Annotated in this window: 13 protein-coding genes; all 13 read left to right on the top strand. The window is 58.5% G+C overall.

The window, feature by feature from the left end:
• The first annotated feature begins 129 nt into the window (after positions 1 to 129).
• The 13 genes from tssA to tssM all read left to right on the top strand — a co-directional run bounded on the left by tssA (position 130) and on the right by tssM (position 15904).
• Positions 130 to 1671 carry a type VI secretion system protein TssA gene (gene tssA, locus AC1RAC_RS02535; protein ID WP_197900905.1) on the top strand — a complete coding sequence of 514 codons (1542 nt, stop codon included), beginning with the start codon at positions 130 to 132 and terminating at the stop codon, positions 1669 to 1671.
• A gap of 25 nt (positions 1672 to 1696) precedes the next feature.
• A complete protein-coding gene (gene tssB, locus AC1RAC_RS02530; RefSeq protein ID WP_054898526.1) occupies positions 1697 to 2206 on the top strand; it encodes a type VI secretion system contractile sheath small subunit in 510 nt (169 codons plus the stop codon).
• A 15-nt stretch (positions 2207 to 2221) separates the two neighbouring features.
• Complete coding sequence (gene tssC, locus AC1RAC_RS02525; protein WP_096144286.1) at positions 2222 to 3700, top strand: type VI secretion system contractile sheath large subunit; 1479 nt, start codon at positions 2222 to 2224, stop codon at positions 3698 to 3700.
• Positions 3701 to 3714: 14 nt separating this feature from the next.
• Positions 3715 to 4116, top strand: coding sequence for a type VI secretion system baseplate subunit TssE (gene tssE, locus AC1RAC_RS02520; RefSeq protein ID WP_054898539.1), 402 nt, complete (start codon positions 3715 to 3717; stop codon positions 4114 to 4116).
• Positions 4106 to 5893, top strand: coding sequence for a type VI secretion system baseplate subunit TssF (tssF, locus tag AC1RAC_RS02515; RefSeq protein WP_198862093.1), 1788 nt, complete (start codon positions 4106 to 4108; stop codon positions 5891 to 5893). Before tssE ends, tssF begins: the two co-directional genes overlap by 11 nt.
• A complete protein-coding gene (gene tssG, locus AC1RAC_RS02510) occupies positions 5857 to 6882 on the top strand; it encodes a type VI secretion system baseplate subunit TssG (protein ID WP_054898529.1) in 1026 nt (341 codons plus the stop codon). Before tssF ends, tssG begins: the two co-directional genes overlap by 37 nt.
• A gap of 83 nt (positions 6883 to 6965) precedes the next feature.
• Complete coding sequence (locus AC1RAC_RS02505) at positions 6966 to 8495, top strand: sigma-54-dependent Fis family transcriptional regulator (RefSeq protein WP_054898530.1); 1530 nt, start codon at positions 6966 to 6968, stop codon at positions 8493 to 8495.
• A 35-nt stretch (positions 8496 to 8530) separates the two neighbouring features.
• Positions 8531 to 8662, top strand: coding sequence for a hypothetical protein (locus AC1RAC_RS02500; RefSeq protein ID WP_034126102.1), 132 nt, complete (start codon positions 8531 to 8533; stop codon positions 8660 to 8662).
• A 10-nt stretch (positions 8663 to 8672) separates the two neighbouring features.
• On the top strand, positions 8673 to 9866 hold the full coding sequence (gene tagH, locus AC1RAC_RS02495) for a type VI secretion system-associated FHA domain protein TagH (protein WP_492616103.1): 1194 nt from the start codon (positions 8673 to 8675) through the stop codon (positions 9864 to 9866).
• A 5-nt stretch (positions 9867 to 9871) separates the two neighbouring features.
• A complete protein-coding gene (gene tssJ / locus AC1RAC_RS02490) occupies positions 9872 to 10357 on the top strand; it encodes a type VI secretion system lipoprotein TssJ (protein WP_034126100.1) in 486 nt (161 codons plus the stop codon).
• Between the two features lies 1 nt (position 10358).
• Positions 10359 to 11687 (top strand): type VI secretion system baseplate subunit TssK, encoded by a 1329-nt coding sequence (gene tssK / locus AC1RAC_RS02485; RefSeq protein ID WP_492616102.1) that lies wholly within the window; start codon positions 10359 to 10361, stop codon positions 11685 to 11687.
• Between the two features lie 5 nt (positions 11688 to 11692).
• Positions 11693 to 12553 (top strand): type IVB secretion system protein IcmH/DotU, encoded by an 861-nt coding sequence (gene icmH, locus AC1RAC_RS02480; RefSeq protein ID WP_054898533.1) that lies wholly within the window; start codon positions 11693 to 11695, stop codon positions 12551 to 12553.
• Positions 12554 to 12568: 15 nt separating this feature from the next.
• Positions 12569 to 15904: a type VI secretion system membrane subunit TssM gene (gene tssM / locus AC1RAC_RS02475; RefSeq protein WP_492616101.1), complete on the top strand. Its 3336-nt coding sequence runs from the start codon at positions 12569 to 12571 to the stop codon at positions 15902 to 15904.
• Positions 15905 to 15906: the final 2 nt, after the last annotated feature.

Here is a 15906-nt window from a genome sequence, read left to right as displayed (position 1 = left end):
TACTTGCTGATTGTTTTTGTCGTGGCTAAGGTTCACTCACTTCGATGAGTTTTGAATGGAAGTTCAAGGGCGTTTCGACAATGGCGTTAAGTCCTCCTATTTACCTCGGACGGATGTGTGCAACTCAAAATGGCTTATTCAGAAGAACTTTATGTTCATTACCGCAAGCTTGCACGGACAGCATGTTGCTCAAGCAGTTTTGTTGGTAGTGACGTGCGTTTTTCGAGCGAGTTTGAAGCGCTGGAGGCCGAGCTTGGCAAAGCCCAGTCTATCCATGTTGCGGGCCAGCCGGATTGGCAGAAGGTCAGCGAAATCAGCGAGCATTTGCTGCGTGATCACTCCAAGGATCTACGCGTCGCCGTCTGGTTGGTCTGGGCCCTGTATCAACGTGATTCATTTGCCGGATTGCTGGCCGGTCTCGGTTTGCTGCGTGACCTGTGTGAACTCTATTGGGAGCAGGTTTACCCTGGCAAGCTACGAACCCGTGCTGCGGCGTTTGGCTGGCTGGTGTCGCGCCTTGAGCAAGCATTTGCACTCAACCCGTCGCTCAGCGATCAACGGCCTTTATTCCAGGCCCTGTTGGAACACCTGGCATGTCTCGACCAGCTATGGGGCGAACAACTTGGAAGCGATGCACCTTTGCTGCTGCCGATTCGCCGGCAATTGTCGGAGCGCTTGGCGCAGGGTGTATCCGAACCTGGCGGTGTCGCGAACGTCATTGCCCAGGTCAAGCAGACGACCCAGTTGCTGAGTCCCGGGCAACCGATCAACAACGAAAAAGACGCGCACAGACTGCTGCGCACTTTACAGGAGCAGGCCCGCCCGTTATGTGCCTGGTGGTTGCGCCAGGACGCAACCGACCTGCGTGCCTTGCGCCTGGGTCGAACCTTGGCGTGGTTGATGCTCGTCAATTATCCCGACGCCAACAGTGAGCGAGTAACGGCGTTGCGCCCGTTGGTCGCGGACAAGCGCAAGCGCTATCAAGAGCGTCTCAGCCAAGGCCATCACGCCGATCTGTTGCCTGAGCTTGAGGTAAGCCTGGCGGGTGCGTTGTTCTGGTTGGATGGTTTGCGCATGGTCTGGGAGTGCCTGGACGCCTTGCATGCAAACCTGGCCATGACTGAACTGGAGATGCATTTGGCTCTGCTGCTGCAGCGCCTGCCGCACCTGCCTGAATATCGGTTCAACGACGGCACCCCCTTTGCCGACCCTGCGACAGGTGAGTGGATCGCGCTGCATGTGATGCGTCACGTGCACAAGCCCGAGCCCTCCCATGTTGTCGCCGACAGTCACACGCAGCCCTGGGAGACCACATTGCAAGCGGTGATGCCTTGCCTGCGAAAGGACGGCCTCAAGGCAGCAGTGGCCGTACTCAAGCAAGGGCTGCAGGCGGCGTGCGGTGATCGAGCGCGCTTTCATTGGCGCCTGGCGCTGGCCAGGTTGTGCGTGGCGGCTGGCAAGCATGAGCTGGCCAGGCTTCAGCTGGAAGAACTCGACCTTCAATTACAGCGCACAGGTCTGGAAAGTTGGGAGCCGGCGCTGACCTTGCAAGTCGGCAAGCTTCTGTACCGCTGCTATGAGCTGTTGCCACAAACCCAGCCCATATGCGACTGCAAAGACGCACTGCATCGCAGGTTGTGCCATTTCGATCTTGAAGCAGTACTTGAATAGCGCCTCATCAAAAAGGAAAAGCACCATGGCCAAAGACGGTTCGGTAGCCCCCAAGGAACGTATCAATATTACTTTCAAACCCGCTGTCGGTGGGGCCCAGGAAGAAGTCGAACTGCCGTTGAAGCTGCTGGTGCTGGGAGATTTTTCCCAGCGTGCGGACCATCGCAAACTCGAGGATCGCAAGCCCATCGGTATCGACAAGCACACCTTTGACGAGGTGTTGGCCAAGCAAGCCTTGAGCCTGACGCTGAGCGTACCCAATCGCCTGCAGGATACCGCTGATGTGGAGGAGTTGCCGATCCAGGTGCAGATCAACGTCATGAGGGACTTCAACCCCGCAAACCTGGTCGAGCAGATCCCGGCGTTGCAAAAGCTGATGGCATTGCGTGAAGCCCTGGTGGCGCTCAAGGGGCCGCTGGGGAACACGCCGAACTTTCGCAAGGCTATCGAGCAGGCATTGGCCAATGACGACTCCCGCGCTCGAGTCCTGGCCGAACTGGGGCTGGACAGCCCTCAAGCATTGCCGTTTCAGTAAAGGGACACTGACACCATGAACACGATTGAACACAGCTCGAAACTCGTACAAACCACCGAAACCTGCAGCATCCTCGATAACATCATTGCCCAGACCTTGCTCAGTGCCGACGACGAGGCTTACGGCATCGCCAAGCGCGGCGTGTCGGCGTTCATTGCAGAGCTGGTGAAGCCACATAACTGTGATGAGCCGGTAAAGAAACACCTGGTCGACCGCATGATTGCCGAGATCGATACCAAGCTCAGCCAGCAAATGGATGAAATCCTGCACCATCCGGACTTCCAGGCACTGGAGGCTTCATGGCGAGGCTTGCAGTTGCTGGTCGAGCGCACCAATTTTCGCGAAAACATCAAGATCGAGCTCTTGAATGTCTCGCGCCAGGACCTCCTGGACGACTTCGAAGACTCATCGGAGATCACCCAGTCCGGGCTTTACAAACATGTCTACAGCGCTGAATACGGCCAGTTCGGCGGACAGCCGGTGGGCGCAATCATTGCCAACTACTTTCTCTCGCCCAACGCACCCGACGTGAAGCTGATGCAGTACGCATCCAGCGTCGCCAGCATGGCCCACGCGCCTTTTATCGCCGCTGCCGGGCCCGGGTTCTTCGGTTTGGAAAGTTTCACCGGGCTGCCGGACCTGAAGGATCTGCGAGATCATTTCGAAGGTCCGCAATTTGCCAAGTGGCAAAGTTTCCGGCAGAGCGAAGACGCCCGTTATATGGGCCTTACCGTACCGCGCTTTCTGTTGCGTACCCCGTATGACCCCCTTGAGTATCCAGTCAAGACCTTTGCCTACCAGGAGAATGTGGTTAATAGCCACGAGCATTACTTGTGGGGCAATACCGCGTATGCCTTTGCCACCCGCCTGACCGACAGCTTTGCGCGATTTCGCTGGTGCCCGAACATTATCGGCCCGCAAAGCGGCGGAGCGGTCGAGGACCTCCCGCTGCATCACTTCCAGAGCATGGGCGAGATCGAAACCAAAATTCCTACCGAGGTGCTGGTATCGGACCGACGCGAATACGAGTTGGCACAAGAAGGTTTCATCGCCTTGACCATGCGCAAAGGCAGCGATAACGCGGCGTTCTTTTCCGCCAGCTCCGTGCAGAAGCCAAAATCCTTTGGTATCAGTGAGGAGGGCAGGGCCGCAGAGCTGAATTACCGGCTGGGCACCCAATTGCCTTACATGATGGTAGTCAACCGCTTGGCGCACTACCTCAAAGTGCTGCAGCGCGAGCAGTTGGGCGCATGGAAAGAGCGCACAGACCTGGAGCTGGAACTCAACAAGTGGATTCGCCAGTACGTGGCGGACCAGGAAAATCCTAGTGCCGAGGTACGTGGGCGGCGCCCGTTGCGAGCTGCACGCATTGTCGTCAGTGATGTCGATGGCGAACCTGGCTGGTACCGGGTCAACCTGACTGTGCGCCCGCATTTCAAGTACATGGGGGCAGATTTCACTTTGTCCCTGGTCGGTAAGCTGGATAAAGAATGAGCAGAGGCTACGGCATGCCAGAGCACGGCAGCCTTTTCGAACGCCTCGAATGCGGTGCGTCGCCCCCGGAGGGCGGGGCGGCGTCCATTGCTGCCCATCTGGGGAAAATGCTCAGCACTCGCGCGGGCAGTGTCAAGACATTGCCTGATTATGGGCTGCCGGACCTCAATGACATGCGGCTTAGCTTGCATGAGTCCTTGAGCCAGTCGCGTCTACATATCGAGCGCTTTATCCAGGCCTATGAACCGCGGTTGACGAATGCACGTGTCAGGCTGTTGCCGGGGGCGCGTGAATCCCTGGAGTTGGCGTTTGCCATCGAGGCTGAGCGGGCCATTGACGGCATCCTGCAGCCCGTGGTGTTCCACGCCCGCCTCACGGATGCCGGGCGGGTTGAGGTTTTTACCGATGACGCTTGACCGATATTTTCAAAGCGAACTCAGTGCCCTGCGCCAACTGGGCAGGCGTTTTTCAGAGCGCAATCCCGCCCTGGCGCCGTTTCTCGCCGAGGCTGGCCAGGACCCGGATGTCGAACGCTTGCTGGAGGGTTTTGCCTTTTTGACCGCGCGCCTGCGCCAGAAGCTGGATGACGAACTGCCGGAGTTGACGCATTCGTTGATGCACTTGCTCTGGCCTCATTACATGCGGCCGATACCGGCCTTCAGCATCCTGCAATTCGATCCGTTGAAACGCGCTGGTCCCGGTGTTCGAGTGGGTCGGGACACCGCCGTGGAAAGCGCCACCATCCACGGCGAGCGTTGCCGGTTCCGTACATGTTACGCCACCGATGTCATGCCCCTGCAACTCAGTGGCCTGGAATACCGGAGCCAGGGCGAAGGGGCCCGTCTGGATTTGCACCTGAGCATGAGTGTCGCAGGTAACTTCAGCGAGTTGGCATTTGATTCACTGCGCTTGCACCTGGCCGGAGATCCTTATGTCAGTCAGGGCCTGTATCTGAACCTGTTGCGTCATCTCGATGGGATCTGCCTGCTGTTACTGGATCACGACGGTATGCCGATCATCGCCAGCGATGGCATGCCCGTGATGCTACGGCTTGCTGCTGACCAGGTTCGGCCGGTGGGATTCTCCAAGGAGCAGGCGTTGATTCCTTATCCGCAGAATGCCCTGGGGGGTTATCGACACCTGCAGGAGTACTTTGCTTTTCCCGAGAAGTACCTGTTTGTCGACGTTGAAGGTCTGAGTGTGCTGCACACGCTGTCTCACGAGCTGCTCCGGCAGGCGCATGGCATGGTAATGCGCTTTGAACATCGCACTTACGGCCGTGAACCTCAGCGTCCCACCCTGGACAACATAAAGTTGTATTGCACGCCCATCGTCAACCTGTTCAAGCAGGATGCGATTCCTATTCGCCTGGATGGAAAGCAGGATGAGTACCTCTTGGTGCCCGGGGAATATACGCCGGGTAATGCCAGCGTCTTTTCCGTGGATCAGGTCACTGGGTGGCGCCCCGGTGGCTTGGGCTATCAAACCTACGTGCCGTTCGAGTCGTTTGAGCATGACTGCGACACTGAGCCCCTGGCGGCACCGCCCAGCTACAGCATTCGCCAACGCTCGTCGGTTCAACATGCCGGGCTCGATACCTGGATGGGGTTTGGCAACCGCCGCGAACGGGGCCATGAAACCTTGTCGGTCGAACTGACCTGTACTAATTGCAACCTGCCGCGCCAACTGCGTGCGGGTGATATCAATCTGCCCGGTGAGCAGACGCCGGAGTCGTTGACGTTCCGCAACATCACCGCGCCAACGGCGAGCTTCGCACCACCACTGGACCAAGACTATCTGTGGAAGCTCATCAGCAACATGTCGCTCAACTATTTGTCGTTGACCGATATCAATGCCTTGAAAGTGATTCTGGAGTCCTACGATTTGTCGCGTTATTACGATCGCCAGGCCCTGAAGGTCAGCCAGAAAAGACTGGGCGCCTTGCTCTCCATCCGCCAAGAGCCAGTGGATCGCCTGCACCGCGGGCTGCCCATCCGAGGCGTGCGGATCGATCTGACGGTCGATTCCCAGGGCTTTGTTGGCCAGGGCGACCTGTTTGTATTCGCTTGCGTTCTAAATGAGTTTTTTGCGCTTTATGCCAGCCTCAATTCGTATCACGAGTTGCGGGTCATCAGCACACAAGGAGACGTGTATCTATGGCCATCCCAGATGGGACAGCAACCCCAGCTCTGACTCAACTTTGTCGCGTTATCCGTGAGTTCACGTTGTTTCAGGCGGTTCTGCAGGTTATCGAGCATTTGCGCGAGGCCCATCCGCTTTTAGATGACGACGCGCTGTACGACCAGTTGGAGTTCCAGGCCAACCCTGGTCTCGGGTTTGCCGCGCACGATATTGACCGGGTGGAGTTCTTTATGGAACAGGGCCAATTGCGCGCACGCCTGCGTCTGAATGTGTTGGGGTTATTCGGTGCGGGGTCACCACTGCCCGCGTTTTATGGTGAGCAGGCATTCGCCGAGCGCTCGGGTGGCAACCCGACTCGGGATTTCCTCGACCTGTTCCACCATCGGCTGCACCGGCTGATGCTGCCGATCTGGCGCAAGTACCGCTATCGGGCGTGTTTCCGGGCAGGTGCCAACGATAGGTTTTCCGAGCAGATGTTTGCCTTGATAGGGCTGGGCGCAGCTGCGATACGGGGCGTTTGCCAAGTCGATTGCAAGCGCTTGCTGCCTTACCTTGGCTTGCTGAGTTTACGGGTGCATTCGGCGGCGTTGATCGAGTCGGTCCTGCGTTACTACTTCATGCACGAGGCGTTGTTTCTAGAGCAATGGGTTGCACGTACGGTCGAGGTCTGCCAGACGCAGCGCAATCATCTGGGGCGGGCCAATAGTGCTCTTGGCGATGACCTGGTTCTGGGGCACCGCATCGCTGACCGCAGTGGCAAGTTCAGGGTGCATGTCCGGGCGCTGTGCTGGGAGCGTTTCCACGATTTTCTGCCCACCGGAAGTGCCTACCAACCACTGCGTTCGCTGGTGCGCCTGACCCTGCGGGACCCCTTGGACTACGACCTGAGCCTGATGTTGGCGCAGGGCCAGATCAAGGCCTTGCATATTGGTGAGAACACAGTTTGCCGCCTGGGCTGGACCACTTGGCTGGCGCATGAACAGGCCGATGGCGTGGTCACGCTGACCCACAATTCATCAGGGATTAATGACCATGACTAATGCGGACCTGCAACAACTGATCGGCGCGCTGTCGGCAAGACCGACACAGTGCTGGCCCTGGCGTGTTTCGACGAGTGCAGCCCATGACCGATAACCTGCTTGGTAAAGAGGCCGACCCGCTGGTTTATGTCGACGCGCTGTCTGCCTGTTTCACACGCTTGGGGTTCGAGCGCGATGAACATTCGTTACTTGAAGGATGCGTTACCGGGGCGGCACGGCTGAGCCAGTGTGAGCTCAGCCAATTGTATCTGCTGGACGAAGTGACCGGCCGGCTTGAACTGACCGCTCAACATATGGCCCAGATACCATCGCTCTCCGTTGCGCCTGCGTGTCCCGATCAGTCCCACCAAGGGCTGCTGCACGCAACCTTGAACCAGGGCTCCGTCCTGAGTCTGGAGGATGTGCAAGACAGTGGGTATGACACCCGCTTCCTCCCGGCAATGGCGATACCCTGGCGTGCGCTATTGATCGTGCCGCTGCTCAGCCGATGCAAACGTATGACCGGTGTGCTGGTCTTCGCCCGCCAGCAGTCGGTCCAGTTGCGAGTCTACGCCTCATCCTTGGGGCATTTGGGCAGCTTCGCCTTGAATCAGTTACTCGCACTGCGCGATATCCAGCCCATCGTTGGCACAAAGCGCAGATGCGACAAACCGTTGGCTGGAACATATGGCTTGATTGGCACCAGTGCGGCAATGGAGCAGGCGTGCCGGCTGATCAGTAAAGTGCTGCACACGTCTTATACCGTGCTGCTGCACGGTGAGACCGGCACTGGCAAGGAAGTGGTGGCCCGCGCCATCCATGCCGCCGGGCCGCGCAAGGCCAAGGCCTTTGTCGTGCAGAACTGCGCAGCGTTCCCGGAAGGGTTGCTTGAAAGCGAACTGTTCGGCTACCGAAAAGGCGCGTTCACTGGCGCCGAGCGCAATCACGCGGGGCTGTTCGACGCTGCGCATGGCGGTACGTTGCTGCTGGATGAGATCGGCGATATGCCGCTGTCACTGCAAGCCAAGTTGCTGCGGGTATTGCAGGAGGGCGAGGTTCGCCCACTGGGCGCCAGTGCAGCCCATAAGGTTGATGTCCGCATCATTGCTGCCACCCATCGCGACCTCGCGGCGATGGTTGCCGAGGGGCGCTTTCGCGAGGATCTCTATTATCGGCTTGCTCAGTTTCCCATCACTCTACCGGCCCTGCGCGAGCGAGACGGCGATGTACAGCAACTGGCGCGCTATTTCACGGACAAGGTTTGCGAAGCGCTGGAAAGGTCACCTGTCGATTGGTCGAATACCGCCCTTGATCAACTTTCCAGCCACAGCTTCCCCGGCAACATACGCGAGCTCAAATGCCTGGTGGAGCGCGCCGTGCTGTTGTGTGACGACAGCGTGATCCGACCGGAGCATCTGGCGCTGCCAATGACACTGACGCCAGCCGCTACCGATGAAGCGACCCTGCGCCAGCGCATGGAGCGAGTGGAGCGCACGTTTTTGCTCGATTGCCTGCACAAGAATCGCGGTAATCGCACCCGTACGGCACGGGAGCTAGGGGTTGCCCGGCGTACGCTGCTCTACCGTCTTGCCCGCTTGAACATTCCCTTTGGCGATGCCAGGGAAGAACGCTGAATGACGCACCTTATTTTCACTATGGGAGAAAGCCGATGCCTGATCGTCCATGGCACATCGTCGTGCTTGTACTGTTTTTGCTGGGTGGCTGTAACGCCAACTATGTATTCGATGACGCTGAGTACCATCCTGTGGGTGATCCACAGGCGATCACTCGTGGCCGCTGAATGGAGGGTCATGAAGATGCAGCTTGTGTTTGAGATCTGCGCGCCCGAGAGCGAAAAGAACGTGCCCCTGGACCGCAAAGTGTTTGACGTGAGTGGTGGCGTGATCGGCCGCGGCTCGGAATGTGATTGGGTAATACCTGACGCCAGCCGCGTGCTCTCCAGCCACCATGGACTGGTCGCCTACCGCGAGGGCCGCTATTTCCTCACGGATATCAGCCGCAACGGAATCAGGGTGGCAGGGAGTCATGAGCGCCTGCGCAAGGGGCACGCGCGATTGATCAGTGATGGCGAAGTGTTCGAGCTGGGAGCGTTGGCGATACGTGCGCGCTTGCTGGAGCCACCGCAACCTGCTGGCGGCCTGCAGGCCGCCTCGGCAGTAACGATCCCTGAAGACGCCTTCCTCTCGCTGGGCCCTTCGCATCAGTTGGACGTTGATTGCCGTATGCATGCCTTTTCGCAGGATCTGGAGGCATTGAACGAGTCCGCCGATGAGCAGCAAGTGTGGACGGATCGCTACGGGGCTGACCGGGAGCACGTGGTCTTCCCACGTCGGGAAGAACCCGCGGTAGAGGTTGCTACGGTACAGGCGGCGATGACTGTGCCGACTGATGAAGAGTTCTGGCCACAATTTGCAGCAGCCTTGGGCCTGGACCTGAATACGCTCGATCAACCGGGTCGGCAAGCACTGGCGATCAAGGTGGCGCGCTTATTTCGCCTGACGATCGAAGGGTTGCAACAAAGTTTGCGCACCCGTGACGAATTGAATAACGAGTTGGATACAGCGCCGTTCGGCAGCCATGGTGTGGGCCTTAATCCCTTGAAAGCGTGTAGCGACATCGATGCTGCGGTAGCTGCGATGTTGGATATAAGTGCGTTAGGCCAGATGCCCGCTGTACGGGCTATCACCCAGGCTCACCGGGAACTGCAAGCGCATCAGGTCGCAATGTTGGCCGCCTGTCGAAGCACCTTGCGCAACGCCCGTGCGGCCTTTGAGCCCAGCTATCTGTTGGGATGCTTCGAGTCCTCGGGCAAGTCGGTCGGGTTTTTCTCGGATGGTGGGCATTGGCGTGCGTACCAGCGTCATTACCAGCGTCTGGTGGCGCAAGAGCGATTGAATGATCGTCCTTTGGGGGGCGACTTCGCCAAGGCCTATGAGGAGCAGGTGCGCCTGATCTCCAGCCTGCATATTGATTTTCCAGGATAATGCTCATGTACCGAGTCACCCTTGCTTTGCTGTTGCTCATGTTCGGGCTATTGACAGGTTGCAGCGCCGCCTCGCCTTTTTCTAAGCTGACCAAGCTAGACATGGCGCTGACCGCCAGTGAACTCGTCAACCCGGATCTGCATGGCCGCCCCTCGCCAGTTGTGGTGCAGTTGATTGAACTGCGCCAGGGCGTCGCTTTTGAACATGCCGACTTCTTCGGTCTGTATGGCAATGCGCAGCAGACGCTGTCCAAGGACTGGGTAAACAGCGACGAACTTGAATTGCGCCCTGGGGACCGCCTGGGGCTCAAGCTTCGTATCGGACCTGACAGTCGTTTCGTGGGGGTGCTGGCGGCTTATCGAGACCTGCCCAATGTCCAGTGGCGGCTACTGATCCCGCTGACCGTGCAACAACGTAACCGTGCTGATCTGGTATTGGATCAGACCGGTATACGCGTTGCTGGCTCACTCGCCGGCCTGGAGGCGCAGTGACATGCAGGCTCAGAAAGTTATCTGGCAAGAAGGCATGCTGTTGCGGCCACAGCACTTGCAGCACAACGACCGTTATTATCATCAACAACTCACCCAGACGCGCTTGTTGGGCAGTGATACCTGGGGCTTGCTCACGCTGGAACTCAATTTGCAGTACCTCAAGCTGGGCAAGCTGGTGGTCAACCAGGCCAGCGGCGTTTTGCCGGACGGTAGCCTGTTTGAGTTGAGCCCCGGCATGGAACCTCTGGTGTTGCAGGTACCCACCGACACGGGCAGACAAGGCGTTTTCCTGGCGCTCCCGTTGGCCAGTGGCAGTCACCTTGAAGTTCGCCAGCCAGGACAGAGTGATGTGCTGGCACGCTACGTCAGCTGCGAAGTGGAAGTGGGAGATGCCAATGCGGGTGTGGATACGCGTTGCCGGATCAACTGCGCACGTCCCGACTTACGTCTTCTGTTGGGCGAACACCCGCATGACGAGCACTTCGTCAAACTCAAGATCGCCCAGGTACTGGACGCCACCGACGAGGGGGGAGTGAACCTGGATACAACGTTCATCCCTACGTTCATTTTCGTGCAGGAGCATGGGTACGTGGCGTCGTGTCTCAAGAAGGTGATCGGCTTGCTTGTCAGCAGGGGCGATGCCATCGCTGCACGTATTCGTGGCGAGAGCACGACCGCAGGCACACAAATCGCTGACTTCCTGATGCTGCAAGTAATCAATCGTACCGAGCTGGAGCTACGCCACTGCGTGAGCCAGGCCCGGGTGCGGCCCGAAGCAGTGTTCCGTGCGCTGGTGTCGCTGCTCGGTGAGTTATCAACGTTCGCCAGTGACAGTAAGCGTGCGCAGTTGAACGTTCATTACCAACACGGTGATCAGGGCGCCAGTTTTCGTGGGCTGATGGAGCAGGTGCGCTTGGTGCTGTCTGTGGTGTTGGAGCAACAGGCGATCAAGTTGGCTTTGCAGCCGCGCCAATATGGCGTCCTGGTATGCCCAGTCAGCGAGTTGAAATTGCTTGGTACGGCCACCTTCATTTTGGCGGCCACTGCGCAGTGTGAGGCGCAGGAACTGCGCCAGCGTCTGCCGGCACACCTGAAAGTCGCGCCGGTTGAGCGCATACGTGAATTGGTCAACCTGCACTTGGCCGGTATCAAGGTCACGTCGTTGCCAGTGGCGCCGCGACAGATTCCATTTCACGCCGGCAAGACCTACTTCATGCTCGATATGAGCGCTCGTGATATCGCACAACTGGAGCAGTCAGGTGGTTTCGCTTTCCACGTAGGAGGTGAGTTCACCGGGCTTGAACTTGACTTCTGGGCCATCAGGAATTGAACGCCATGGAAAGTGAATGCACTCAAGATGAAAAAACCGTCTTGCTTGACCGGGAAAGTCATGGGCCTGCCCAAGGACCATTAACGGACTTCCCGTCGCCGCCGCGTTATGAGCAGTTGGAAGATCGGATGATCTACGCCGGCCTCAGGCTCGATACGCAAAGCTTCCAGGTTGGGCTCAACCCTATAGTCGACGCAGCCTGGGCGGTATTGTCCGAGGTTGTAGGGCTCAGGCGCTGCTCTGGCCGTGAAAGTTGGGACACGCTCAACGAGCGGTTGTCGTTGGCTGTCAATCAATTTGAAACCCACGCTTTGCAGGGCGGCGTGGAAAGCAGCCAGATAATATCGGCGCGTTATGTGTTGTGCAGTGTGATTGACGAGGCGGTCTTGATAACTCCGTGGGGGGCGCAGAGCGAGTGGTCGAAAAAGAGCCTGTTGAGCCGCTTTCATAACGAAACCTTCGGGGGCGAAAAAGTTTTCCAACTGCTGGAGCGGCTGTCGCGCGACCCCCTCAAGCACCTGGCGATGCTGGAGCTTTTGTACCTGTGTCTATCTTTGGGGTTCGAGGGCAAATACCGGGTCATGGAGCGGGGCGCGTCACAACTTGAGGCTGTTCGTGATGCCTTGTATCGCCAGATCAGGCATGTACGTGGGGAACCGCTGAAGGCGCCGCTACTGCCTGCCATACAGGGGAAGGACCCGCACAAGCGGATCCGTGTCATTCCCGTCACTTGGTGTGTGGCATTCACCCTGAGCTGTTTGTTGGCTCTGTATACAGGATTTGCCTGGGTACTGAGCAAGGAGCGATCGAATGCACTGCAACCCCTTCAATTCTCGGCGTCGGACCTGATTCGTACGCCCTTGTAAACGCTGGAGCAATGAATGAGCGCATTCTTCAAGAGGATGGGCGCCGTGCTGGGCAGGGTTTGGGTTTGGAGCCTTCTGCTGGCGCTTTCCTGTGCGGCACTCGTGTGGTTTTTAGGGCCGCTGTTGGCAGTGGATGACTATCGTATCTGGCAGGGGACGACTGCTCGCCTGCTTACCATCAGCATCGTGTTTTTACTGTGGGGGCTGGTGATAGCGCTTACGGATACTGGTAGTGCTACCAGGCGCCAAAGGCCCCCGCGTCAGCAGCCGTTGAAGTGGGTCGAGGATGAGCGCCGTCAGGTAAGCGTTCGATTCAAAAACGCTGTGCATCTGCTGAAAACATCCAGCCATTATGGCGTGCATAACGCACGGTGGCGCCATGATCTGCCGTGGTACCTGTTGATCGGCGAGCCGGGCAGTGGCAAAACGCAGTTACTGGCTGCCGCCGGCTTGCCGTTGGCGCTCGACCCTGCCCAAGGGCGACCAATGGGCAGTAGCACTCATTGTGAATGGTACTTTGCCGCCGCAGGCATACTCGTCGACACGCCGGGGCGCTACCTTACCCAGCCTGACAGCTCAGTGGATGCCGCAGGTTGGGCAACCCTGCTCAATCTGCTCAGATGGCGGCGCCGAGTGCGTCCGCTGAATGGTGTAGTGGTGACGCTGTCGGTCGACACGTTGTTGAGCATCAACGAGTACGACCTGGATCATCACGCACGCCGTGTGCACTCACGTTTGCAGGAGATTCAGCAGACGTTGCATGTGGATGTGCCGATCTACCTGGTTTTGACCCAGGCCGATCGGTTGTCGGGATTCGCTGAGTTCTTCGACCTGCCCCACGCAGAGAGTGCTGACAGCTTGCTTGGGCAGCACTTGGACGCCCATGTCGAGGATACTGACACTACGCAGGTTCGCCGGGCGGTCGAGCGATTGTTACAGCGCTTGAATAGTGAGCTGATCGGGCGATTGCACCAGGAGCGCAATGTCGAGCGCCGGGGGCTGATGCTGGGATTCCCCCAGCAGGTGGCACGAATAGGTGAACGCGTGAATCTGTTCGCTGAAATGGCGTTTTCCTCTCATCGCTACCAACCCATCAATGGTCTGCGAGGGATTTTCCTGACCTGCGCCGATGGCCGGCACCCGCGATTTGTGCAGGGCCTGTTCAGCCAGGCAATCTTTGCCGAAGCCGACCTCGCTGGCTTGCAGGCCGAGGAACGACAGCGAATCCGTTGGCGCCAGGGGTTGCAAGCGATGGCCGTAGCCTTGGTTATTGGCGGTGTCGGCGGGCTGTGGTGGCACAGTTATGCCGTCAACCATCAACGACTGGCGCAGTTGGCGGCACTGGTAGCTCTCCCGCCGCTTGGCTCGCAAGCCAGCGATGACAGCACGGCGCTGTTGGCGCTGTTGGATGCGCGGCTGGCGGCGACCCGGGTTTTTCCCAGGTCGGCAGATGTGCGCCTGGTCGAGCACGTTGGGCTGTATCAGGGCGAGCTGAGTCGGCCCAGTGTCGAACACGCCTATGAGCAGGCACTGCACCAGCAATTGCTGCGTTGGATAACCGCCCAACTGGACGAGCAGGTATATGCCAGCCTGGGAGATCGGGACCGGCTATTGGACAATCTGCGCGTGTATTTGATGCTCAACTTGCGCGAGCGCCGTGAGACTGCTTGGCTGGCACAACATATGGCGAGCCTCTGGTCGGAGCGTTTTGCCGGGGACATGTCGACACAAAAGCGCCTGAATGATCACTTTGCGCGGCTGCTTGAGCGTCCGTTTGTCGGGCCGCTCAACGAGGAACGGGTGGCTCAGGCTCGCGAAGCACTGAGGGGCGAGTCATTGGCCGACGTGGTGTATCGGGTACTGCGCGAACAAGCCCGCGATCTGGAACCCTTGCGCCTGGCCGAGGGCAATGTATTCGCTGGTATCGCCCCCTCCGTACCGGGTTTCTATACCAAAAGGTATCTGCAGTACTTTGAGACGCAGGGTCCACGGTTGGTTGACACCATTGCCCGGGATAACTGGGTGCTCGGTGAGGGTACCGATCTGGGCCATCAAGATTTGAGTCGGCTGATGGCGCAATTGCAGCAGCGCTATTTCAGTGAATATGCCGATGCCTGGAGCGATGTTCTCGGCCGTATCACGCTGCAAGAGACCGACAGCCTACGCCAGGACGCCGAGCAGCTCATGAGCCTGACTTCGGCCCAGTCCCCTTTGATTCGGTTGTTGCAACAGTTGCGTGAAAACACGCGTTTGCTGCCAGGTCATGAGCTGCTCGATAAAGCAGTGCAACATCCCGCAGACGTGGCCAAGGCGGCGCTGGTGGCTGGGACTGATGCTGCGCGGCGGGCGCTGCAACAAAAATTCGAGCCTTTGCATCAATTGCTGGATGAGCAGAACAACCCCGGAGCAGAGCTGACCCAGGCTTTGCGTCAGTTGGATGAACTGCACTTGCAACTGACGGCATTGAACCGTGACAGCGCACCCGAACAGGCAGCCTTCCTGCGTGCCCGGCAGCGTATGGAGGGGCAGCAGGATGTGCTGGGTAGCCTGCGTGATGCCGCTGCGCGTCTGCCGCTACCCGTTGCCGGCTGGCTTGAGGGCCTGGCCGACGAGAGTTGGCGGCATTTGCTGGAGCAGGCCTATGTGCACGTCAACCAACGCTATCAGAGCGATGTGCGTAGCCCTTACGCCAAGGCAATTGGACGACGTTACCCGTTCCATGCCAACGCGAGCAATGACGTAGCCCTTCATGATTTTCAGGAGTTCTTCAAGCCACGAGGGGTGATGGCGCGCTTTTATGAGACCTACCTGCGGCCTTTCATCAGTGTCGACGGCACTCGCTACCGATTGCGTGGGCTGGATGGCCAGAGCTTGCCGGTTTCGCGTTCGCTGTTGGAGCAATTGACAAAAACCCAGGCCATACGCCGCGGTTTTTTTACCGAGGACACGGAGGAGTTATCTGTGCGGTTTACCGTGGCGCCCTACAGCCTGGACCCATCGATCAGTCGTGCGATTCTGCGCGTGGGTGACCAGCAATTGGAATATCGCCACGGTCCCATCGTGCCCGTGGCGTTCCGTTGGCCCACCGATGCAGACAATGGGCGCAGCAGTCTCGTCCTGGAGAAAGGCACCGAGCAGCGACCCTTGGGAATCGAGAAGAACACAGGGGCTTGGTCACTGTTCCGGTTTCTGGACCAGCTGCAGAGAGAACCCGCCAGTGGGCAAAATGCTCAGGTTTTCAAGGCAGACCTCGCCGGCCTGCGCGTCAATTACCTGCTGACCAGCCAACGCACGCCTGTCCCGTTTGATGTGGATACGTGGCGCACCTTTCGCTTGTCGGAGCAACTGTGAAG

This window comes from Pseudomonas sp. GW823-FHT02F05, from assembly GCF_058797315.1.
This window is presented reverse-complemented; position numbering and strand designations above follow the sequence as displayed.

Coding starts and splice junctions, on each gene's coding strand:
- tssA (WP_197900905.1), top strand. CDS start 130: ATGGCTTATTCAGAAGAACTTTATGTTCATTACCGCAAGCTTGCACGG.
- tssB (WP_054898526.1), top strand. CDS start 1,697: ATGGCCAAAGACGGTTCGGTAGCCCCCAAGGAACGTATCAATATTACT.
- tssC (WP_096144286.1), top strand. CDS start 2,222: ATGAACACGATTGAACACAGCTCGAAACTCGTACAAACCACCGAAACC.
- tssE (WP_054898539.1), top strand. CDS start 3,715: ATGCCAGAGCACGGCAGCCTTTTCGAACGCCTCGAATGCGGTGCGTCG.
- tssF (WP_198862093.1), top strand. CDS start 4,106: ATGACGCTTGACCGATATTTTCAAAGCGAACTCAGTGCCCTGCGCCAA.
- tssG (WP_054898529.1), top strand. CDS start 5,857: ATGGCCATCCCAGATGGGACAGCAACCCCAGCTCTGACTCAACTTTGT.
- AC1RAC_RS02505 (WP_054898530.1), top strand. CDS start 6,966: ATGACCGATAACCTGCTTGGTAAAGAGGCCGACCCGCTGGTTTATGTC.
- AC1RAC_RS02500 (WP_034126102.1), top strand. CDS start 8,531: ATGCCTGATCGTCCATGGCACATCGTCGTGCTTGTACTGTTTTTGCTG.
- tagH (WP_492616103.1), top strand. CDS start 8,673: ATGAAGATGCAGCTTGTGTTTGAGATCTGCGCGCCCGAGAGCGAAAAG.
- tssJ (WP_034126100.1), top strand. CDS start 9,872: ATGTACCGAGTCACCCTTGCTTTGCTGTTGCTCATGTTCGGGCTATTG.
- tssK (WP_492616102.1), top strand. CDS start 10,359: ATGCAGGCTCAGAAAGTTATCTGGCAAGAAGGCATGCTGTTGCGGCCA.
- icmH (WP_054898533.1), top strand. CDS start 11,693: ATGGAAAGTGAATGCACTCAAGATGAAAAAACCGTCTTGCTTGACCGG.
- tssM (WP_492616101.1), top strand. CDS start 12,569: ATGAGCGCATTCTTCAAGAGGATGGGCGCCGTGCTGGGCAGGGTTTGG.